The sequence below is a fragment of the Acidimicrobiales bacterium genome (assembly GCA_041394245.1).
Classification (GTDB): Bacteria; Actinomycetota; Acidimicrobiia; order Acidimicrobiales; family Aldehydirespiratoraceae; genus JAJRXC01.
The window spans coordinates 626,238-641,727 of the sequence record JAWKIR010000003.1; the positions used below are offsets into that span (position 1 = coordinate 626,238).

The window sequence follows — 15,490 nt, forward strand, 5'->3', positions numbered from 1 at the left end:
AGTCTGGCCGTTACCCGAGGTCGAGGAAACAGCGGAGGCCGACCGAGTCGGGGAGCCGGCCGGCGCACGTGCGGGCATAGTCGAGATAGGCGCTGTCGAGTGGGGCCGAGGTGTAGAGCTCGTCGCAGGCCTGGTTGTTGCCGCGTTCGCAGGCGTCCCAGAGCAGGTCGAGCGTGGGGTCGTCGCCGTAGGTGTCGATCGGATCGCCGCTCGTGTCGCCGCCGTCTGTCCCGCCGGCGCCCTCGATGCAATCGGCGGCGGCGGACACCGGATCATCGTCGGCCATCCTGTCGATCACGCAGATCGCCTGGGCTTCGGTGATCGCCGTACCCGCCTCGGCCGATGCGTCGATCACGCTCTGCACGAAGGCGGGCACGCTCGCGAGGTCCTCGACGCAGGTGACCGCGATGGCGAGGAGTTCCGCGTCCTCGTCGCCGGTGACCGTCCCATCGACGATGGCGAGCGGCTCGATGCCGGTGGCGATGAGTTCCTCGAGGATGCAGCGCTGTTCGTCGTCGGTGAGGTCGGCATCGATGAGGGTGCCGATGGCCTCGGCCTGTTCGGGGGTCGCTTCGGGCCCCGCGTCGTCGCCGCAGGCGCCGGCGATGACGACGAGGGCAGCGGCGATGCAGAGGGTCCGGATCACGAGCGCACCTCGTCGCCGATGCCGATCGTGCCGGGCCGGGAGACGACCGCCCCGATCGAGAGCGTCGAGTTCCGCTCGGCGTTGACGGTGCGCAGCACGTCGAGGTCCCGATCGAGGTCGGGTTGGGGTCGGGTGACGATCACGCAACGGCTGATCGGTTTGGTGACTGTGAGGCGACACGACCCGATCGTGATGTCGGCACCGACGAGGTCGTCCTCACCCGACCCGTCGACGACGAGATTGGCCCGGAATCGGCGCACGTCCCAGTCGCCGAGCGAGTCTCGACTGACCAGCGACACGCGGCTGCGGGAACTGTCGTGCCACGCGTCCCCCGGGCCCTGCCAGCTCACCCAGTCCGTGTCGTTCTCGAAGTCGAGCGGGTTCTCGTAGGTCCCGCCCTCGGCGCCGGCGGCCGAGGCCAGGGTCACGGGGCGGTCGAGCCATTCGGAGAAGTCGTCGCTGGTGCGCAGCTGGTCACCGGATTCGATGGTGACCACGGGAGCGCCGTCGACGATGCGCGCCGAACCGAACAGGAGCCGGGGTTCGCGCCGGGCGGTCAGCACGTTGCCCGTGGCATCGTCGACCAGACCCCATCCCCGGTCGTGGACGATGCCGGTCTCGCCGACATCGGCCGACTCGAGTCGTTCGCCGCCGACGGACTTGATGGGATATCGCCAGATCTCCAGAACTCGCACCCGGCGACGGTAGCGCCGTCGCCGGGCGACGTTGCCTCGGGTGGGGGCGAGTGCCCCCACCCGAGGAGTCCTCAGTCCTTCAGGCCTCGCTTGATGGTGGTCATGCCGAGACCCATCATGATGAGCGCGAGGGCCGCAGCGATCGCGGGTGCCTCGTCGAAGCCGGTGACCGCCAGCTGTTGGGCGCCCTGGACCTGTGTGGCCACGGTCGTCGTCGGCGCGGCGGTCGTGGGCGTGGCGGTCGTGGTCACGGCGGCGACGTCACCGTTGTCGTCGCACTCGGTGCCGAAGCCGTCGCCGTCGGCGTCGACCTGGTCCGGGTTGGCGATGAGCACGCAGTTGTCCACGTCGTCGTTCACGCCGTCGCCATCGTCGTCGTCGTCACATTCGTCGCCGGCACCGTCATCGTCGGTGTCGAGCTGGTCGGCGTTGGCCGCCGACGGGCAGTTGTCGTCGGCATTGCTCACGCCGTCACCGTCGGTGTCGTCGGCGCAGGCATCGCCGATGCCGTCATCGTCGGTGTCGAGCTGGTCGGCGTTGGCCGTGTTCGGGCAGTTGTCGTCGGCATTGTCGACCTGGTCGCCGTCGATGTCGGGGTCGCACGCGTTGCCGATGTCGTCACCGTCGGTGTCGAGCTGGGTCGGATTGGCCGTGTTGACGCAGTTGTCGGCGTCGTCCTTGATGCCGTCACCGTCGGTGTCGGGAATCGGCGGCACCACGGCGATCTGGATGGGATCACCGAAGGGTGTGAAGGTCGCATCCAGTGCCGAGATGGTGATCGCGCACGGGTAGTTGCCGGGCCAGACACAGGTGGTGTCGTTGATCCCGATACCGGTGTTGATCCACGGATAGTCGATCACGTAGTCGGTGCCGTCGACGGGAGCGTTCACCAGCTTGACGTTGGCGATCTCCGGGAGACCCCAGCAGTCGTCGGCGCCGCGGGTGGCCTGATCGGCCGCCGGGATCGGCGTCCCATTGGCGAGTGCGTTGCCACACGCGGTGACGGCGAGCAGGGCGGCACCGTCGTAGCCGCCGGCACCGTCGATGGTCACCCTGATGACGCTGCCACCGACGACGTTGGTCGTACCGGTCGCGCTCACGGTCGGTGCTGCGCTGGCCACCCCGATGCTCGCAAGGAGCATCGCCGTCACCATCGACAGGGTCACCGCAAGACGAGTCCGGCGTGACCGGACACGATTCGTGTTCATTGTTCTCCCCCCAAGGAGTGCAGATCCGGATCATCCGGATCTCATTTCACCACTGGGGAGAGTTTGCTCGCCACATAGAGTGGCTGTCAATGGTGATGTGCACGTCGGTGAGAGCGGCGTCGTCGGGTCACCTACACTCCTGCCGTGATCGGTCGTTGGGTGACACACGCCCTCATCTACCTCTCGGCCTGCTCGACGATCTCCCTGGTCTGGGTGCTGCTGACCGCGGGGACGGTCGACGACCTCAAGGACTACGGCCGGACCCCCGGTGATGCGTTGACCCTGAGCTTCTGGCCCGTCTGGTTCTGGCTCCTGTGGGGAACGGCCGTCGCCATGCACCTCGCCGTCGTCGTCGGGCGGCTGGTCCCCCGGCGCCGCCGCTCGGGTCCCCGGGGCGCGGTGAAGCGCGCGGGCAAGCGGCACGTGGTCGCCATGTTCACCGACCTGTCGGGGAGCACCCAGACCAACGAGCGTCTCGGCGACGAGGCGTGGGCGGCGCTCGTCAGGGACCATCGCCGCACGGTTCGTGAGCTGATGGCGGTCTACGGCGGCAAGGAGGTGAGCACCCAGGGCGACGGGTTCTTCGTCCGGTTCCACGATCCGGGATCCGCTCTCGAATGCGCGACCGCGTTGCAACTGCGCTGCCGTGACGAACGCGCCAAGGGCGCACCCCTGCCTCCGGTGCGCATCGGCATCCACCAGGGGAAGGCCGTCCACGGCGACGACGACGTGCTCGGTCAGGTCGTCAACACCGCCGCCCGGCTGCTCGAGGTCGCCGCACCCGACGAGATCGTGGTCACCGAACCGGTCGCCGACGGCGCCGACCCGGCGATCCTGGTGGATCGCGGCCTCGTGACGCTGAAGGGGATCGCGCAGCCGCGGCATCTGCTCTCGGTGCGGTGGGACATCGATGCCTCGCCGGACACCGCCCGGCGCGACGAATGACCACGTCGACCGACGGGCCGATGTGTCCGTGTGGAAGCGGTCGTTCGTTCGCCGAATGCTGCGGTCCGGTGCTCGATGGCTCCCGTCCGGCAGCGACCGCCGAAGCGTTGATGCGATCCCGCTTCACGGCGTTCGCGGTCGGCGACGTCGACCATCTCGAAAGGTCGTGGGCGCCCGAGACTCGACCGTCGGAGATCCGCGTCGACCCGGCCCGGCGGTGGACGCGCCTCGAGATCCTGTCGGTGGTCGACGGTCGCGAGTTGGCGGCGACCGGCGTGGTCGAGTTCCGCGCGCACTACGACGTCGATGGCGTCACGGGTCGACTGCACGAGCGGAGTACCTTCCGTCGCGAGCACGGACGCTGGGTCTATGTCGCCGGGGCACTCGACGGAGCCGCCGGCGACTGACGTGACGGTCAGGCGACGGTGTCGACCAGCGGGCCGAGCAGGTCGCGGATCGAGGTGATGCCGAGGGCACCATCGGCGCGGCGCACCAGGAGGTGCCGCACACCGGCCGTCCGCATCGTCTCGGCCGCATCGGCGATCGTCGTGGTCGATGCCACCTCGATCACGTCGCGGGTCATCACGTCGACGGCCCATGCGTCGACGTCGAACGCGATCGCGTGCACGATGTCGCGCTCGGTGAGGATCGCCACCTCACCGTTGTGATCCTCGATCACCAGGGCACCGACGTCGTTGCGCGACATGTGCCGGGCCAGGGTCTCGAGATCGGCGGACGGGCTCGCCGTCTCCATGTCGAATGCCGTCACTGCGGCCACGGGACTCAGGGCGTCGATCTTGCTCGCGTGCTCTGACATGAGGCGACACTAGGACCGGCGCGCCCCGCCGTGGGAGGGTCGTAGGTCCTGTCCCGCCAAAGGGTGCGTCGCGCTACGGTCGCGCCGGCCGACGACGAAGGACACGCGCCGTATGGAGACCACCAGCGAGGAATGGGACGCGATCGTCGTCGGCTCCGGACCAGGGGGGCTCACCACGGCCGCCTGTCTGGGGTCCAGCGGCCGGCGGGTCCTCGTGCTCGAACGCCACGACGTCGCCGGCGGTAACACCCAGGTTTTCCGGCGCCACCACGGCGACGACTGGTACGAGTTCGATGTCGGCGTCCACTACATCGGCGAATGCGGACCGGGCGGCCTGTTCACCAACATCTTCCACGCGCTGGGCGTCGGTGATCGGATGCGCTTCCGTCAGCTCGACCCCGACGGGTTCGACACGCTGCACTTCCCCGACTTCGAGTTCCGCGTCCCGGCCGGGTGGGAGGAGTACGAGCGGCGCCTGATCGAGCGGTTCCCGGCCGACCGGGCCGGCATCGAGCGCGCCATGCACGTCCTGCGGACCGTGGCGGAGGAGAGCCGCCTGATGTTCGGCGAGGACCGCGAGACGTTCGACCGGTGGGCGTTCCGCCCCCTTTCGGAGCTCTTCGAGGAAGCGGAGCTGTCGCAGGAGGCGTGCGCCGTGCTCGATCACTGGTCGGGTCTCTATGCCGGCGGTCCCAAGCAGAGCGCGGTGATCATGCACGCCCGGATGATCGGCCACTACATGGGCGGCGCCTACTACCCCGAGGGCGGTGGGCAGATGATCGCGGCCCGTCTGGTCCAGGCGGTCGAGGCGACCGGGGGTGAGGTGCGAACGCTGTCGCCGGTGCGCCGGATCGTCGTCGACGACGGTGTCGCCACCGGGGTGGTGCTCGACAACGGCGACGTGCTCCGGGCGCCGATCATCGTGGGCAACGGCGACTATCGCCGCATGGTGACCGATCTCGTCGGGCCCGAACATCTCGCCCCGGCCACCACCGCGTGGGCCGAGGAAGCGCAGATGACGCTCGGGCTGGTCTGTGTCTACGTCGTGGTCGACAAGGAGATGGACGGACCCAACACGAACTACTTCGTGTTCCCCGACTATCGCACCGACGAGCTCTACGAGACCCTCGACGGTGGTGAGTTGCCCGACGGCGACGTTCCCTTCGCCTACGTGGCCATGGCCTCCCGGAAGGACCCGGGCAATCTCGAGCTGTGCCCACCCGGTCAGACCAACTTCCAGATCATGACCCTCGCCCCCCGGGGCTACGACTACTGGGGCGTCGATGAAGGGCCGGCCGCCGGCGGTGCGTACCGGCGGAACGAGACCTATCGGGCCCGCAAGCAGGAGCTGACCGACCTGCTGCTCGACGCGGCCGAGAAGGTCCTCGGGCCGTTCCGCGACGAGATCGTCCATTGTGAAATGGCGACGACGCTCAGCCACGAGCGCTACACCCACAGTTCGGGCGGCACGAGTTATGGCTACATGCACTCGCCCGAGCAGAGCGGCGTGAACCGGCCCCAGTACCGCACCGAGATCGACGGCCTCTGGGTGGTCGGGGCCAACACCGCCGGCGGCCACGGGATCGCCGGCGCCATGAGCGGCGGCGTGTTCTGCGCGAGCGACATCCTCGGCCGCCCGCTCATCGCCGAGATGTTCCTCGGCGAGCAGCTGATCGACCCGGCGACGATCCCCGCCGATCCCGATGGGTTCGACCCGCTCGAGTACTGCCGGGGCGAGAAGCTGCGGGCCCGCCGTGCCGATGTCGCCGCCGCCCAGCGCGAGAAGCGGCTGACGCGTCACCGGCGCTGACGTGTCCGGCGGAGGACCGCGGCGACGTGGCAGGGTCTGGCATGGATCGACTCGATGTCATCGGACCCGCCTTCCTCGAGATGGCGCATCGCATCGTGTGGTGCACGGTCGCCACCGCTGACCCGGGGGGCGGCCCCCGCACCAGGATCCTGCACCCGATCTGGGAGTGGGACGGCGAACGGCTCACCGGCTGGGTCGCCACCGGGCCGACCCCGGTCAAGACTCGTGGCCTGGCGGCCGATCGGCGCGTCTCGTTGACGTACTGGGACCCGACCCAGGACACCTGCACGGCCGAGTGCCATGCCGAGTGGATCGCCGACGAGGAACGCGAGGCGCTGTGGCGCCGGTTCGCCGACGGGCCCGACCCCGTCGGCTACGACCCGGCCATCATCCCGCCGTGGGCCGACGGCCCCGGCTCGCCGGCATTCTCCGGCTGGAAGCTCGATCCGTACCGTCTGCGGGTGATGCCCGGGTCGGCGATGCTCGACGGTCAGGGTCTCCTGGTGTGGCGGAGCAACGACTGAACGGGACGTTCGGCACTGAGCCCCAGGCCCGCGCGGGCAGACCATCGCCACCATGAGCAACCGGCCGACATCGCCCACCCTGCAGTTCCTCGGAGCGACCGGCACCGTGACCGGCAGCCGGTTCCTGGTCGACGCGCCCGACCGGCGCATCCTGGTCGACTGCGGTCTCTTCCAGGGCCTGAAGGCCGATCGGCTCCGCAACTGGGGCCCGTTCCCGGTCGACCGCGCGACGATCGACGAGGTGGTCATCACCCACGCCCACATCGACCACAGCGGCTATCTCCCGCGGCTCGTGAGCTACGGGTTCCACGGCCGGGTGACATGTACCGCCGAGAGCGCGGCGTTGATCGAGATCCTCCTGCGTGACAGCGGACGGCTCCAGGAGGAGCAGGCCGCCTACGCGAACCGCGTCGGTTCCAGCAAACACGACCCCGCGCTTCCCCTCTACACCCAGGCCGACGCCGAGGCCGCGTGCGAGCTCCTGTCGCCGGTGCCGATGGGCTCGACGGTGGCCCTCGGCGAGCACGCCGAATGCACCCTCGACCCGGCCGGTCACATCCTCGGCTCCTCGACGGTGCATCTCTCGTTGCACGCGGCCGATGGGCAGGTGACGCGCCTGCGCTTCAGCGGCGACCTCGGACGACCGGATCATCCGCTGCTACGCCCTCCGGCGCCGGTCGGGGCCGCCGACGTCATCATCGTCGAGTCGACCTACGGCGACCGTGCACATCCCGACGACGAGGGCGAGATCGCCCGGTTCGCGGAAGTGATCCGCAACACCGCCGGCCGCGGCGGCACCATCGTGATCCCGGCGTTCGCCGTTGATCGCACCGAGGTGGTGCTGCACGCGTTGGAGAAGCTCGAGACCGCCGGCGAGATCCCCGATCTGCCGATCTTCGTCGACAGCCCGATGGCGCTGTCCGTGCTCGACGTCTATCGCGAGGCGATCGAGTCCGGCTCGCTCGAACTGCGCCCGGGGGTCGAGGCGCTGGGCGCATTCGACACGGGCCGCATCACGGAGTGTCGGAGCACGCAGGAATCGAAGGCACTTGCCGAGCTCACCTACCCGTCGATCATCATCTCGGCCTCCGGGATGGCATCGGGGGGTCGGGTGCTGCACCACCTGGCCCGGCTCCTGCCCGACCGCCGCAACGCCGTCGTGCTCACGGGCTTCCAGGCCGAGGGCACCCGCGGCGATCGGCTCGAACGCGGTGAACGGGCGATCAAGATCTTCGGCCGGTATGTGCCGGTTCGGGCCGAGGTCGAGGTGCTCGACGGCTTCTCGGTCCATGCCGACGCCGACGAACTCATCGACTGGCTGGGCACCGCCGAGTCGGAACCGGACTGCTGCTATGTGGTCCACGGGTCGACGTCGGCGAGCGCAGCGCTCGTGGAGCGGATCTCGTCGGAACTCGACTGGGTCGCCGTCGCGCCGAAGCCCCTCGAGAAGGTGATTCTCTGAGCCGGCGGATGTCGGAACCACTCAGCGTCGGAAGCGCCGTTGCTGACTGTCGCTGTGGGTTGTGCGCACCCACGGCTGGTCACGGTCTCCCGCGACGTCGTCCAGCTGCGGGTCGTCGACGTTCGGCGCGGCCTTGCGGTGGCGGTGGCCGGGGGCATGGACGGGGTCGGGACGGGACCGTCGCCGGAATCGCTTCCATGCAGCCCCGGCCGCTGCGGCGCCCGCACTGATGACGATGACTGGCCGAGGGATCGATGATGGTTTCCATGTGGCCATGGCTGCATCATCCGCCGTGATGGCCATCGGGACGAGGGTCGAACGTCCCACCGCGGTCGGGGCGTGATCCGACGGTTCAGGCCGTCAGCGAACGAGCCAGCAGATCCACGGGAATGAAGTCGACCCGACTGCGGGTCCAGGGCTGACCCGACTCCGGGTCGTAGTCCGGCGGGAGTCGGATGCCGTCGGGCACGGCGGCATCCAGTCCGGCGGCGGTGGCCGTGAGCACACACCGTCGCGCGTGGTCGGCGTGACCGATCACGCCGGCGAACCCGATGCCGACACCGGCCTCGCGTGCCAGGCGCAGTCCCTTGTCGATCACGCCGGCGGTGCTCAGGTAGACGATCGAGCCGTCGCTCGCCTGGTCGGGTTCGACCGAGATGGCATCGGTGATCCCGAGATCGTGCAGCACCCGGGCAACTTCCCACTGGGCGACGACCGGCACCGGATGGTCGGCCACGAATGCCGCAGCAGCGTGGGCCAGCGCTTCGTTCACCGGCCCCGGTTCCAGCTCGGTCATCGGGGGGATCTCGCCGGCTTGGATGGGCGCACGGTGCGTAGCGAGGCGGTAGCCGAAGGCCAGAACCCACAAGCTGTCGACCCGATCGGCAACGATGCGGGGCGCGCGGTACGAGAGAAGATCCGAGCCGGCGATGTCGCCGCCGGTCCGCTCGACGAGCCGGTCGATGGTGTCGTCGGCGATCGCGGCGGTGATCCTGGCCGCGATGTCGGCATCTCCGAACTCGTCGCCGAGTCGGTGCTGCAACGCCCGGCGGGATCGGTCGTCAGTCACGTCGGCGAACCTCGCGGGCGAATGTGGTGGAGCTGATGGGAATCGAACCCACGACCCCCTGCTTGCAAAGCAGGTGCTCTAGCCAACTGAGCTACAGCCCCGGAGACATGGAGGCTAGCGCCGCGAAGAGTGGCCGTGGTCGGGGATCCATCAATTCCGGCGGTTCACGACCGAACGTTGTGGGAGGGTGCGTCGCGACGGAGCGGCGAGGACGGCGAGCACGTCGCCCCTGCACACACACCCCTGCACACACAAAGGAACTCCCAAGATCATGAAACTCACTCGAATCGTCCTGCTGGGCCTCGTGTTCGCCCTGTTCGCCGGTGGTTGTGGTGACGAAGGCAATGTCTTCTCGCTCAAGGTCGGCGACTGTTTCACCTCGGTCGAGGCGACGGAAATCTCTGACGTCCCGCTCGTCGACTGTTCCGAGCCGCACGAGCACGAGGTCTTCGCCGTCTGGAACATCGGCGACACGCTGCCCTCGCAGGACTCGATGAACCAGGGCTGTATCGATCGCTTCGAAGAGGCCATCGGCCTGCCCTTCGAGGAGTCGGCGATCTACGCGTTCGCGATCACGCCCACCACGGAGAGCTTCGACGCCGGTGACCGTGAGGTCATCTGCTACAGCGCGGAACCCGACGAGGACGGCGAAGTGGCACAGGTCACCGGCTCCGTGCTCGGCTCCAACCGCTGACGATCGGCTCGACCCCGGGTCCGGTGACCGGGCCCGGGGGGACCACCCGTCGAAGCTCACGACGGACCGCTCGACGGGATCGCCGGTCATGAGACGAACCACGAGTGGCGAGACGCGTGGCGCGAGACTTCCTCCATGACGGAGATGTCCGAGCCTTCCCGCCGCCTGGCCGACGCGTTCGACGGTCTCCTCGATGAGCTGCGTTCGGCGGCGGAGCGTGTCCGCGCCCACCCGTTCTATGCCGACGAGGCCAACCGGGCCGGGGGTTACGCGTTCCTCGTGCATCTGCTGCTCTCCCGCCTCGAGGAAGAGGTGATCCACGATGCCGCCTTCCCGACCTTCCGGGTGCTCGACCCGCGGACACGGGAGGGCGCCGACAATCCTGATCAGCGCTACCTGATCTCCCGCATCGACGGCGGGGAGACCTACCGGATCTGGGGGCGGATGGGCGCGGAGCGCCGCGTCGAGCTCCAGATCTACGCGGGTGCGCCCTACGACTTCGGCAGCGGAGGCCGATCGGCTGGGTTCCTCGCCCACGAAGATCTGGTGGTGGCACCGGACGGGACCTTCGAAGTGATCGCTTCGCCCGAACCACGGCCCGGCAACTGGATCGAGAACCCGGCCGACGCGACGAGGATCCTGGTCCGACAGGTGTACGGCGCCTGGACCGACGCCGGCATGGGCGAGATCCACATCGACCGCATGGGCCACGAGGGCGATCTCCGACCGCGGCTCGAACCCGCCGAACTGGCCGACCGCCTGGCCACCGCCGCCCGGGAGGTGGGCCGCCATGTCGACATCTGGCCGGAGATGGTGCGCAACCTCAACGTGGAGGCCATGCCGCCCAACACCATCGGCGTGCCGATGGATCCCGGCGCGTCGGGCGGCGTCGCCGGGCGTTTCATGGCGTTCGGGCACTGGGAGTTGGGCGACGACGACGCCCTCGTGATCACAACGTGGCCGGCCAGCGGAAACTACCAGGGGATCCAGTTGGCCGACCTCTGGTGGTCGTCGCTCGAGTACGCCAACCGCCAGACCAGCCTTACCGGCGATCAGGCCCGGCCGGGGTCGGATGGTTCGTTCACCTTCGTCGTGGCGCACCGTGACCCGGGTGTGGCCAACTGGCTCGACACGACGGGTCTCCCGCGGGGGTCGATCGTGCTGCGCTTCGACGGAACGATCGAAACCGCGTTCGACCCCCAGGAGCGGCCCGTGGCGCGTCTCGTGCGGTGGGACGAGCTGGACGAGGTGCTCGGACCCGATGTCCCTCGTGTCACGGCGGCCGAACGACAGTCCGACATCGCGGCGAGGCGCCGGCACGTCCAAGTCCGATTCGGTACGTGATCGACCGGCGGACTGGCGCCGATTGCATCCGTTCGTGGCGGCGCCGGGACCTCCTGCGATGGTCGGCCTCGTCGAGAAAGTGGCAGTATCGCTGCCATGGACTCTCGTGCGCTCAAGACCAATTCGATGGACGACTTCGACCTGCGGATGTCGGAGGAGAGTCGTCCGTTCTTCAACCAGGTCGTCGAGTTCCTCGAGACGGTCGTCGAGCCGATGCAGCGAGAGTTCGCGAAGGCCGGTGAGGGTCGCGCCGACCGCTGGTCCTACACCGATCGCCAGCTCGAACTGCTCGAAGGTGCCAAGGACGAGGCCAAGGCCCGGGGGCTGTGGAACTTCTTCCTGCCCGACACCGGCCAGGGTCTGTCGAACCTCGACTATGCGTATCTCGCGGTCGAGCTGGGCAAGTACCCGCTGGGGTCCGAGTCGCTGAACTGCTCGGCGCCCGACACCGGCAACATGGAAGTGATCGAGCGTGTCGGCACCCCGGAGCAGAAGGAGCAGTGGCTCGAGCCGCTGCTGCGGGGCGAGATCCGCAGCTGCTTCGGCATGACCGAACCGGGTGTGGCGTCGTCCGACGCGAAGAACGTCCGTACCCAGGCGGTGCGTGACGGCGACGAATACATCATCAACGGCGAGAAGTACTACATCTCCGGGGCCGGCGATCCCCGCTGCAAGATCATGATCCTGATGTGTCAGACGAGCCCCGACGGGCCGCCGCATCGTCGCCAGTCGCAGATCCTCGTCCCCATGGACACGCCCGGTCTCGAGATCCTCGGCCCGATGCACGTCTTCGGGCAGGACGACGCTCCCCACGGCCACATGCACATCCGCCTCACCGACGTGCGGGTACCGGCGTCCAACATCTTGTGGGACGAAGGCGAGGGCTTCGCTATCTCCCAGCTGCGTCTCGGCCCGGGCCGCATCCACCACTGCATGCGTGGCATCGGTGCGGCCGAGAAGGCGCTCGATCTCATGTGTCGCCGTGGCCTCACCCGCGAGGCGTTCGGCAAGCCGATCGCCAAGCTCGGCGGCAACACCGAGATCATCGGGCGGGCCCGCGCCGAGATCGAAGCCATGCGGATGATGGTGCTGCGAGCGGCCAAGGCAATGGACACGCTCGGGAACCAGGAAGCTCGTATCTGGATCTCCGCCATCAAGGCGATGGTGCCCGAGCGGGTCTGCAAGATCATCGACCAGGCGATCCAGATGCACGGCGCCACCGGCGTCTCGCAGTGGACACCGTTGGCAGGGATGTACGCCAGCCAGCGCACGATCCGTCTCGCCGACGGACCCGACGAGGTCCACTGGATGGTCGTCGGTCGCGCCGAGCTGTCCAGCTACGACGGTCTCGAGATCCCGCTCAACCCGACCTCACACGCCGACCCGGCGTTCACCGCGATGTGGGACGACGACGCGACCTTCAGCTTCTCGGGCCCCTGATCCGTCGCGGCTGTGGCGGGTGTCTGACACCGCTGTGGCGGGTGTCTGACACCGGTGTGGCGGGCCAGAGGAGGGGGTTGGTGTCGCGGTCGGCGAGGGTGCCGGGTTCGGCACCGCCGAGCCAGGTCTCGAGGTCGAACCGCTGCTCGGGGCGGTTCGGGGTGGTGACGCGAGCGCCGTCGGCGAACCAGATGATCGTCATGACGGGGCGCATCCGATCGGTCGGGTTCGGGCCGGCCGAGTGGATGGTCCAGCCCCGGTGAAAGGTCGCGTCGCCGGCCCGGAGCGGACCGTAGGTGGTCGTGGGCCGACGGCCCTCGTCGATCGATCGTTGGATGGCATCATCGCTCGCGTCGGAGATCTCGCCCGCGTCGATGTCGCCGTCGCGGTGCGAGCCGTCGATGAACGTCATCGAACCCACCGCGGGGTCGAGGTCGACGAGCGGCATCCACATCGTCACCACGTCGTCGGTGTCGAGCGGCCAGTAGTTCTGGTCCTGGTGCCACGGGGTACGGCCGCCCCCGGGCTCCTTGAAGAGCGCTTGGTCGTGATAGAGCCGAACGCCCTCGACGCCCATGAGCTGGGCAGCGACCCCGGCGAAACGGGGTGAGTCGACGAAGCCCCGGGTGGGTTCGTGGATCGAGCGCAGCGCCATCGCCTGCAGGAACGCCCTGCCGTAGGTGTCCCGTTCGTCGAGCGGCGCCGGTGCGGGATGCCAGCGATCGACGCCGGCTCGGATCTCGGGGAGGTAGGCGGCGCACTCCTGCGCCGATGCCAGCCCGCGGACACAGCAGTGCCCGTCGACCGTGAACCCGTCGATCGTCGAGGGGTCGAGCACGAACGGCTGATCGAGCGACGGGAGCGACACGGGGTCGGATTGCCCGTGTCAGGGGGCCAGGGGACGTCCGAACGGCAGCGATTCCTGCCAGCTCGACAGGAAGCCCTCCGCCTCGAAGCAGGCGGCGAGGAAGGGACCGTCGTCGTGCATCTTGAACTCGGCGGTCATGTCGCCGATGTCTTCGTTGATGCCCGCGAGGATCTCGGCCTCGGTCCGATTCGGGTCGCCCCACAGCGCCAGGGTCGAGCCGGCCAGCGCGACGAAGTCGGCCGGCACCGCGACCCCAGCGCCTCGCAGCACGGCGAGGGCCCGGGCGGTGAGCGGGACTCGGCCCGAGGCGACGACCGCGCTCGCCTCACCGATCTGGGCGGCGACCTCGTGGTCGACGACCCCCATCTTCGATCCGACGAACCACACTTGCGCACCGGAACCGAAGATCGACATCGGATGGCCGACCTCGCCGAGTTCCTCGACCATGTCGGCGCCCTTGGCCGCCCAACCGTCGATCAGGTCCTGCGCGGCGAACCCGGCCGGGTTGGTGACGGTGCCGGTCGCGGTCGCGATCGACGTGACGAGGCCGCCCCGCTCGATGGCGGCTGCCGCGAGCGCGCCCCCGCTGCGATCGAACCCCTCGATGGCGATGGTCTTGCCGCTGAGGCCCGAGGCCGCGTGATGCGCGGTGACTGCAGCGCTGAGACCTTCGCACCGGTCGGCGAACGACGGAGATCCGTCGGCCAACCGGTCCGTGTCGCGTTGGTCGTCGGCGCGCAGCGGCGCCAGGTCGGCTTCGTCGACGCCCTTCGCCGCATCCGGGAGATAGGTGCCGGCGGCGACCAGTTCGGCGGCCTCGGCCACGAAGGCGGCGACCGCGGCGTCGCGGTCGGCCCATTCCGCGCTGATCCCCCCCGAAGCGCCGCCGCGCTTCATGCCGAGCACCGCGTAGGTGTAGGTCTGCGATCGGGCGAGATCCTGCGCCCCGCCCTGGAGGACCTTGCGGGCCCATCGAACGGGGCCGGACGACGCCTCGGCATCGTCGAGATCGATCGCCACGAAGGCGTCCGTCGAGCTGAACTTGTGGATGCGCACGGCTCGGATCGTAGGCGACGACGCGGCGTTCAGTGCTGGTCGTGCAGGATCTTGATGACCTTCGCCGGGATGCCGGCGGCGACGCCGTGGTCGGGAACGTCGCGATGGACCACTGCGCCGGCGGCGACGACCGCGTGGCGGCCGATGGTCACGCCGGGAAGAACGACGGCACCGTGGCCTAGCCAGCTGCCGCTGCCGATCCGTACCGGACGGGCATCGCCGATCTGCCGGCCGATCGGGATGTCGGGGTCGTCCATCCCGTGGTTCGCGTCGGTCACGAACACGTCCTGGCCGAACCACACGTCGTCGCCGATCTCGATCGACTGGTGCGCAGTGATACCGGTGCGCAGACCGATCACGCAGCGGTCGCCGATCACGAGGGCACGGGGAGGAACGAGATGTTCGGATCCGGGGTAGCCGGCGCTCAACGTCGCCCAGGGAGCGACGAGCGTTCCCTCGCCGATGTGGATGCCGCGCTCGCCGAAGAGCGCGGCGGGCGGAAACGCGATGATGCTCCCGGCCCCGATGTGGCCGAATCGCTCGCTGCGGGCGGAGTCGGGATGGATCGCACCGCGTGACTGCACGAAGCGCCACGCCCGGTGCACGCCTTCCCCGGTGGCCCGGCGAACCCGTCGTCGTACACCGAGGGAGAGGGCCACGGGGCGGAGCTTAGAGCGCGCTGCTCCGGATCGCCCTGCTCCGCGACGCAGGGTTCAGTCGTCGATGATCTCGATGGCGAACTCGGGGCAGTTGTCGGCCGCGAGCCGCGCCTTCTCCTCGAGTTCGGCCGGCACGACGCCGTCGACCAGCAGGATCGCGTAGCCCTCGTCGTCGGTGTCGAACAGTTCGGGAGCGAGCATGTAGCAGCGGTTGTGGCCCTGGCAGGCGTCGCGGTCGTACGTGATCTTCACG

Annotated in this window: 17 protein-coding genes, 1 tRNA gene and 1 pseudogene; 8 read left to right on the top strand and 11 right to left on the bottom strand. The window is 69.0% G+C overall.

Annotated elements, in window-relative coordinates:
- Nucleotides 1–10 precede the first annotated feature (10 nt).
- From R2707_17660 to R2707_17670, 3 genes and pseudogenes are all read right to left on the bottom strand, one after another.
- Nucleotides 11–646 carry a hypothetical protein gene (locus tag R2707_17660; protein ID MEZ5246925.1) on the bottom strand — a complete coding sequence of 212 codons (636 nt, stop codon included), beginning with the start codon at nucleotides 644–646 and terminating at the stop codon, nucleotides 11–13.
- Entirely contained in the window at nucleotides 643–1,341 is a 699-nt protein-coding gene (locus R2707_17665) for an MOSC N-terminal beta barrel domain-containing protein (GenBank protein ID MEZ5246926.1), read from the bottom strand. Before R2707_17665 ends, R2707_17660 begins: the two co-directional genes overlap by 4 nt.
- A 323-nt stretch (nucleotides 1,342–1,664) precedes the next feature.
- A pseudogene (locus R2707_17670) lies at nucleotides 1,665–2,042 on the bottom strand (thrombospondin type 3 repeat-containing protein).
- A 651-nt stretch (nucleotides 2,043–2,693) separates the two neighbouring features.
- On the opposite strand from R2707_17670, the gene R2707_17675 reads away from it, so the two are divergent.
- Nucleotides 2,694–3,494, top strand: a complete 801-nt coding sequence (locus tag R2707_17675) for an adenylate/guanylate cyclase domain-containing protein (protein MEZ5246927.1) — start codon at nucleotides 2,694–2,696, stop codon at nucleotides 3,492–3,494.
- A 68-nt stretch (nucleotides 3,495–3,562) separates the two neighbouring features.
- The gene (locus R2707_17680) at nucleotides 3,563–3,901 is read left to right on the top strand and encodes a YchJ family metal-binding protein (protein ID MEZ5246928.1); all 339 of its coding nucleotides are present in this window, start codon (nucleotides 3,563–3,565) and stop codon (nucleotides 3,899–3,901) included.
- Nucleotides 3,902–3,909: 8 nt separating this feature from the next.
- On the opposite strand, the gene R2707_17685 is transcribed toward R2707_17680, so the two are convergent.
- A complete protein-coding gene (locus tag R2707_17685; GenBank protein ID MEZ5246929.1) occupies nucleotides 3,910–4,311 on the bottom strand; it encodes a CBS domain-containing protein in 402 nt (133 codons plus the stop codon).
- 112 nt (nucleotides 4,312–4,423) lie between these two features.
- Here R2707_17685 and R2707_17690 point away from each other — a divergent pair, with 112 nt between their 5' ends.
- From R2707_17690 to R2707_17700, 3 genes are read left to right on the top strand one after another with little or no spacing between them, the layout of a single operon-like run.
- Nucleotides 4,424–6,121, top strand: a complete 1,698-nt coding sequence (locus R2707_17690; GenBank protein ID MEZ5246930.1) for an NAD(P)/FAD-dependent oxidoreductase — start codon at nucleotides 4,424–4,426, stop codon at nucleotides 6,119–6,121.
- 41 nt (nucleotides 6,122–6,162) lie between these two features.
- Nucleotides 6,163–6,645 carry a pyridoxamine 5'-phosphate oxidase family protein gene (locus R2707_17695; GenBank protein ID MEZ5246931.1) on the top strand — a complete coding sequence of 161 codons (483 nt, stop codon included), beginning with the start codon at nucleotides 6,163–6,165 and terminating at the stop codon, nucleotides 6,643–6,645.
- Nucleotides 6,646–6,697: 52 nt separating this feature from the next.
- On the top strand, nucleotides 6,698–8,107 hold the full coding sequence (locus R2707_17700; protein MEZ5246932.1) for an MBL fold metallo-hydrolase: 1,410 nt from the start codon (nucleotides 6,698–6,700) through the stop codon (nucleotides 8,105–8,107).
- Nucleotides 8,108–8,128: 21 nt separating this feature from the next.
- Here the strand turns inward: R2707_17700 and R2707_17705 are convergent, their stop codons facing one another.
- From R2707_17705 to R2707_17715, 3 genes are all read right to left on the bottom strand, one after another.
- Nucleotides 8,129–8,410: a hypothetical protein gene (locus tag R2707_17705; protein MEZ5246933.1), complete on the bottom strand. Its 282-nt coding sequence runs from the start codon at nucleotides 8,408–8,410 to the stop codon at nucleotides 8,129–8,131.
- 49 nt (nucleotides 8,411–8,459) lie between these two features.
- Complete coding sequence (locus tag R2707_17710; GenBank protein MEZ5246934.1) at nucleotides 8,460–9,176, bottom strand: hypothetical protein; 717 nt, start codon at nucleotides 9,174–9,176, stop codon at nucleotides 8,460–8,462.
- A 24-nt stretch (nucleotides 9,177–9,200) separates the two neighbouring features.
- A tRNA-Ala gene (locus R2707_17715) sits at nucleotides 9,201–9,277 on the bottom strand.
- Between the two features lie 170 nt (nucleotides 9,278–9,447).
- Here R2707_17715 and R2707_17720 point away from each other — a divergent pair.
- The 3 genes from R2707_17720 (at nucleotide 9,448) to R2707_17730 (ending at nucleotide 12,654) form a co-directional block, all read left to right on the top strand.
- The gene (locus tag R2707_17720; protein MEZ5246935.1) at nucleotides 9,448–9,870 is read left to right on the top strand and encodes a septum formation family protein; all 423 of its coding nucleotides are present in this window, start codon (nucleotides 9,448–9,450) and stop codon (nucleotides 9,868–9,870) included.
- Nucleotides 9,871–10,005: 135 nt separating this feature from the next.
- Entirely contained in the window at nucleotides 10,006–11,214 is a 1,209-nt protein-coding gene (locus R2707_17725) for a hypothetical protein (protein MEZ5246936.1), read from the top strand.
- Between the two features lie 96 nt (nucleotides 11,215–11,310).
- Nucleotides 11,311–12,654: an acyl-CoA dehydrogenase family protein gene (locus R2707_17730; protein ID MEZ5246937.1), complete on the top strand. Its 1,344-nt coding sequence runs from the start codon at nucleotides 11,311–11,313 to the stop codon at nucleotides 12,652–12,654.
- Here the strand turns inward: R2707_17730 and R2707_17735 are convergent.
- The 4 genes from R2707_17735 to R2707_17750 are packed head-to-tail and all read right to left on the bottom strand — an operon-like array spanning nucleotide 12,635 to nucleotide 15,489.
- Nucleotides 12,635–13,522, bottom strand: coding sequence for a phytanoyl-CoA dioxygenase family protein (locus R2707_17735; protein MEZ5246938.1), 888 nt, complete (start codon nucleotides 13,520–13,522; stop codon nucleotides 12,635–12,637). The genes R2707_17730 and R2707_17735 overlap by 20 nt on opposite strands.
- Nucleotides 13,523–13,540: 18 nt before the next feature.
- Entirely contained in the window at nucleotides 13,541–14,578 is a 1,038-nt protein-coding gene (locus R2707_17740; protein ID MEZ5246939.1) for a hypothetical protein, read from the bottom strand.
- A 29-nt stretch (nucleotides 14,579–14,607) separates the two neighbouring features.
- The gene (locus tag R2707_17745; protein MEZ5246940.1) at nucleotides 14,608–15,237 is read right to left on the bottom strand and encodes an acyltransferase; all 630 of its coding nucleotides are present in this window, start codon (nucleotides 15,235–15,237) and stop codon (nucleotides 14,608–14,610) included.
- A gap of 54 nt (nucleotides 15,238–15,291) precedes the next feature.
- Nucleotides 15,292–15,489 carry a ferredoxin gene (locus tag R2707_17750; protein MEZ5246941.1) on the bottom strand — a complete coding sequence of 66 codons (198 nt, stop codon included), beginning with the start codon at nucleotides 15,487–15,489 and terminating at the stop codon, nucleotides 15,292–15,294.
- Nucleotide 15,490 lies beyond the last annotated feature (1 nt).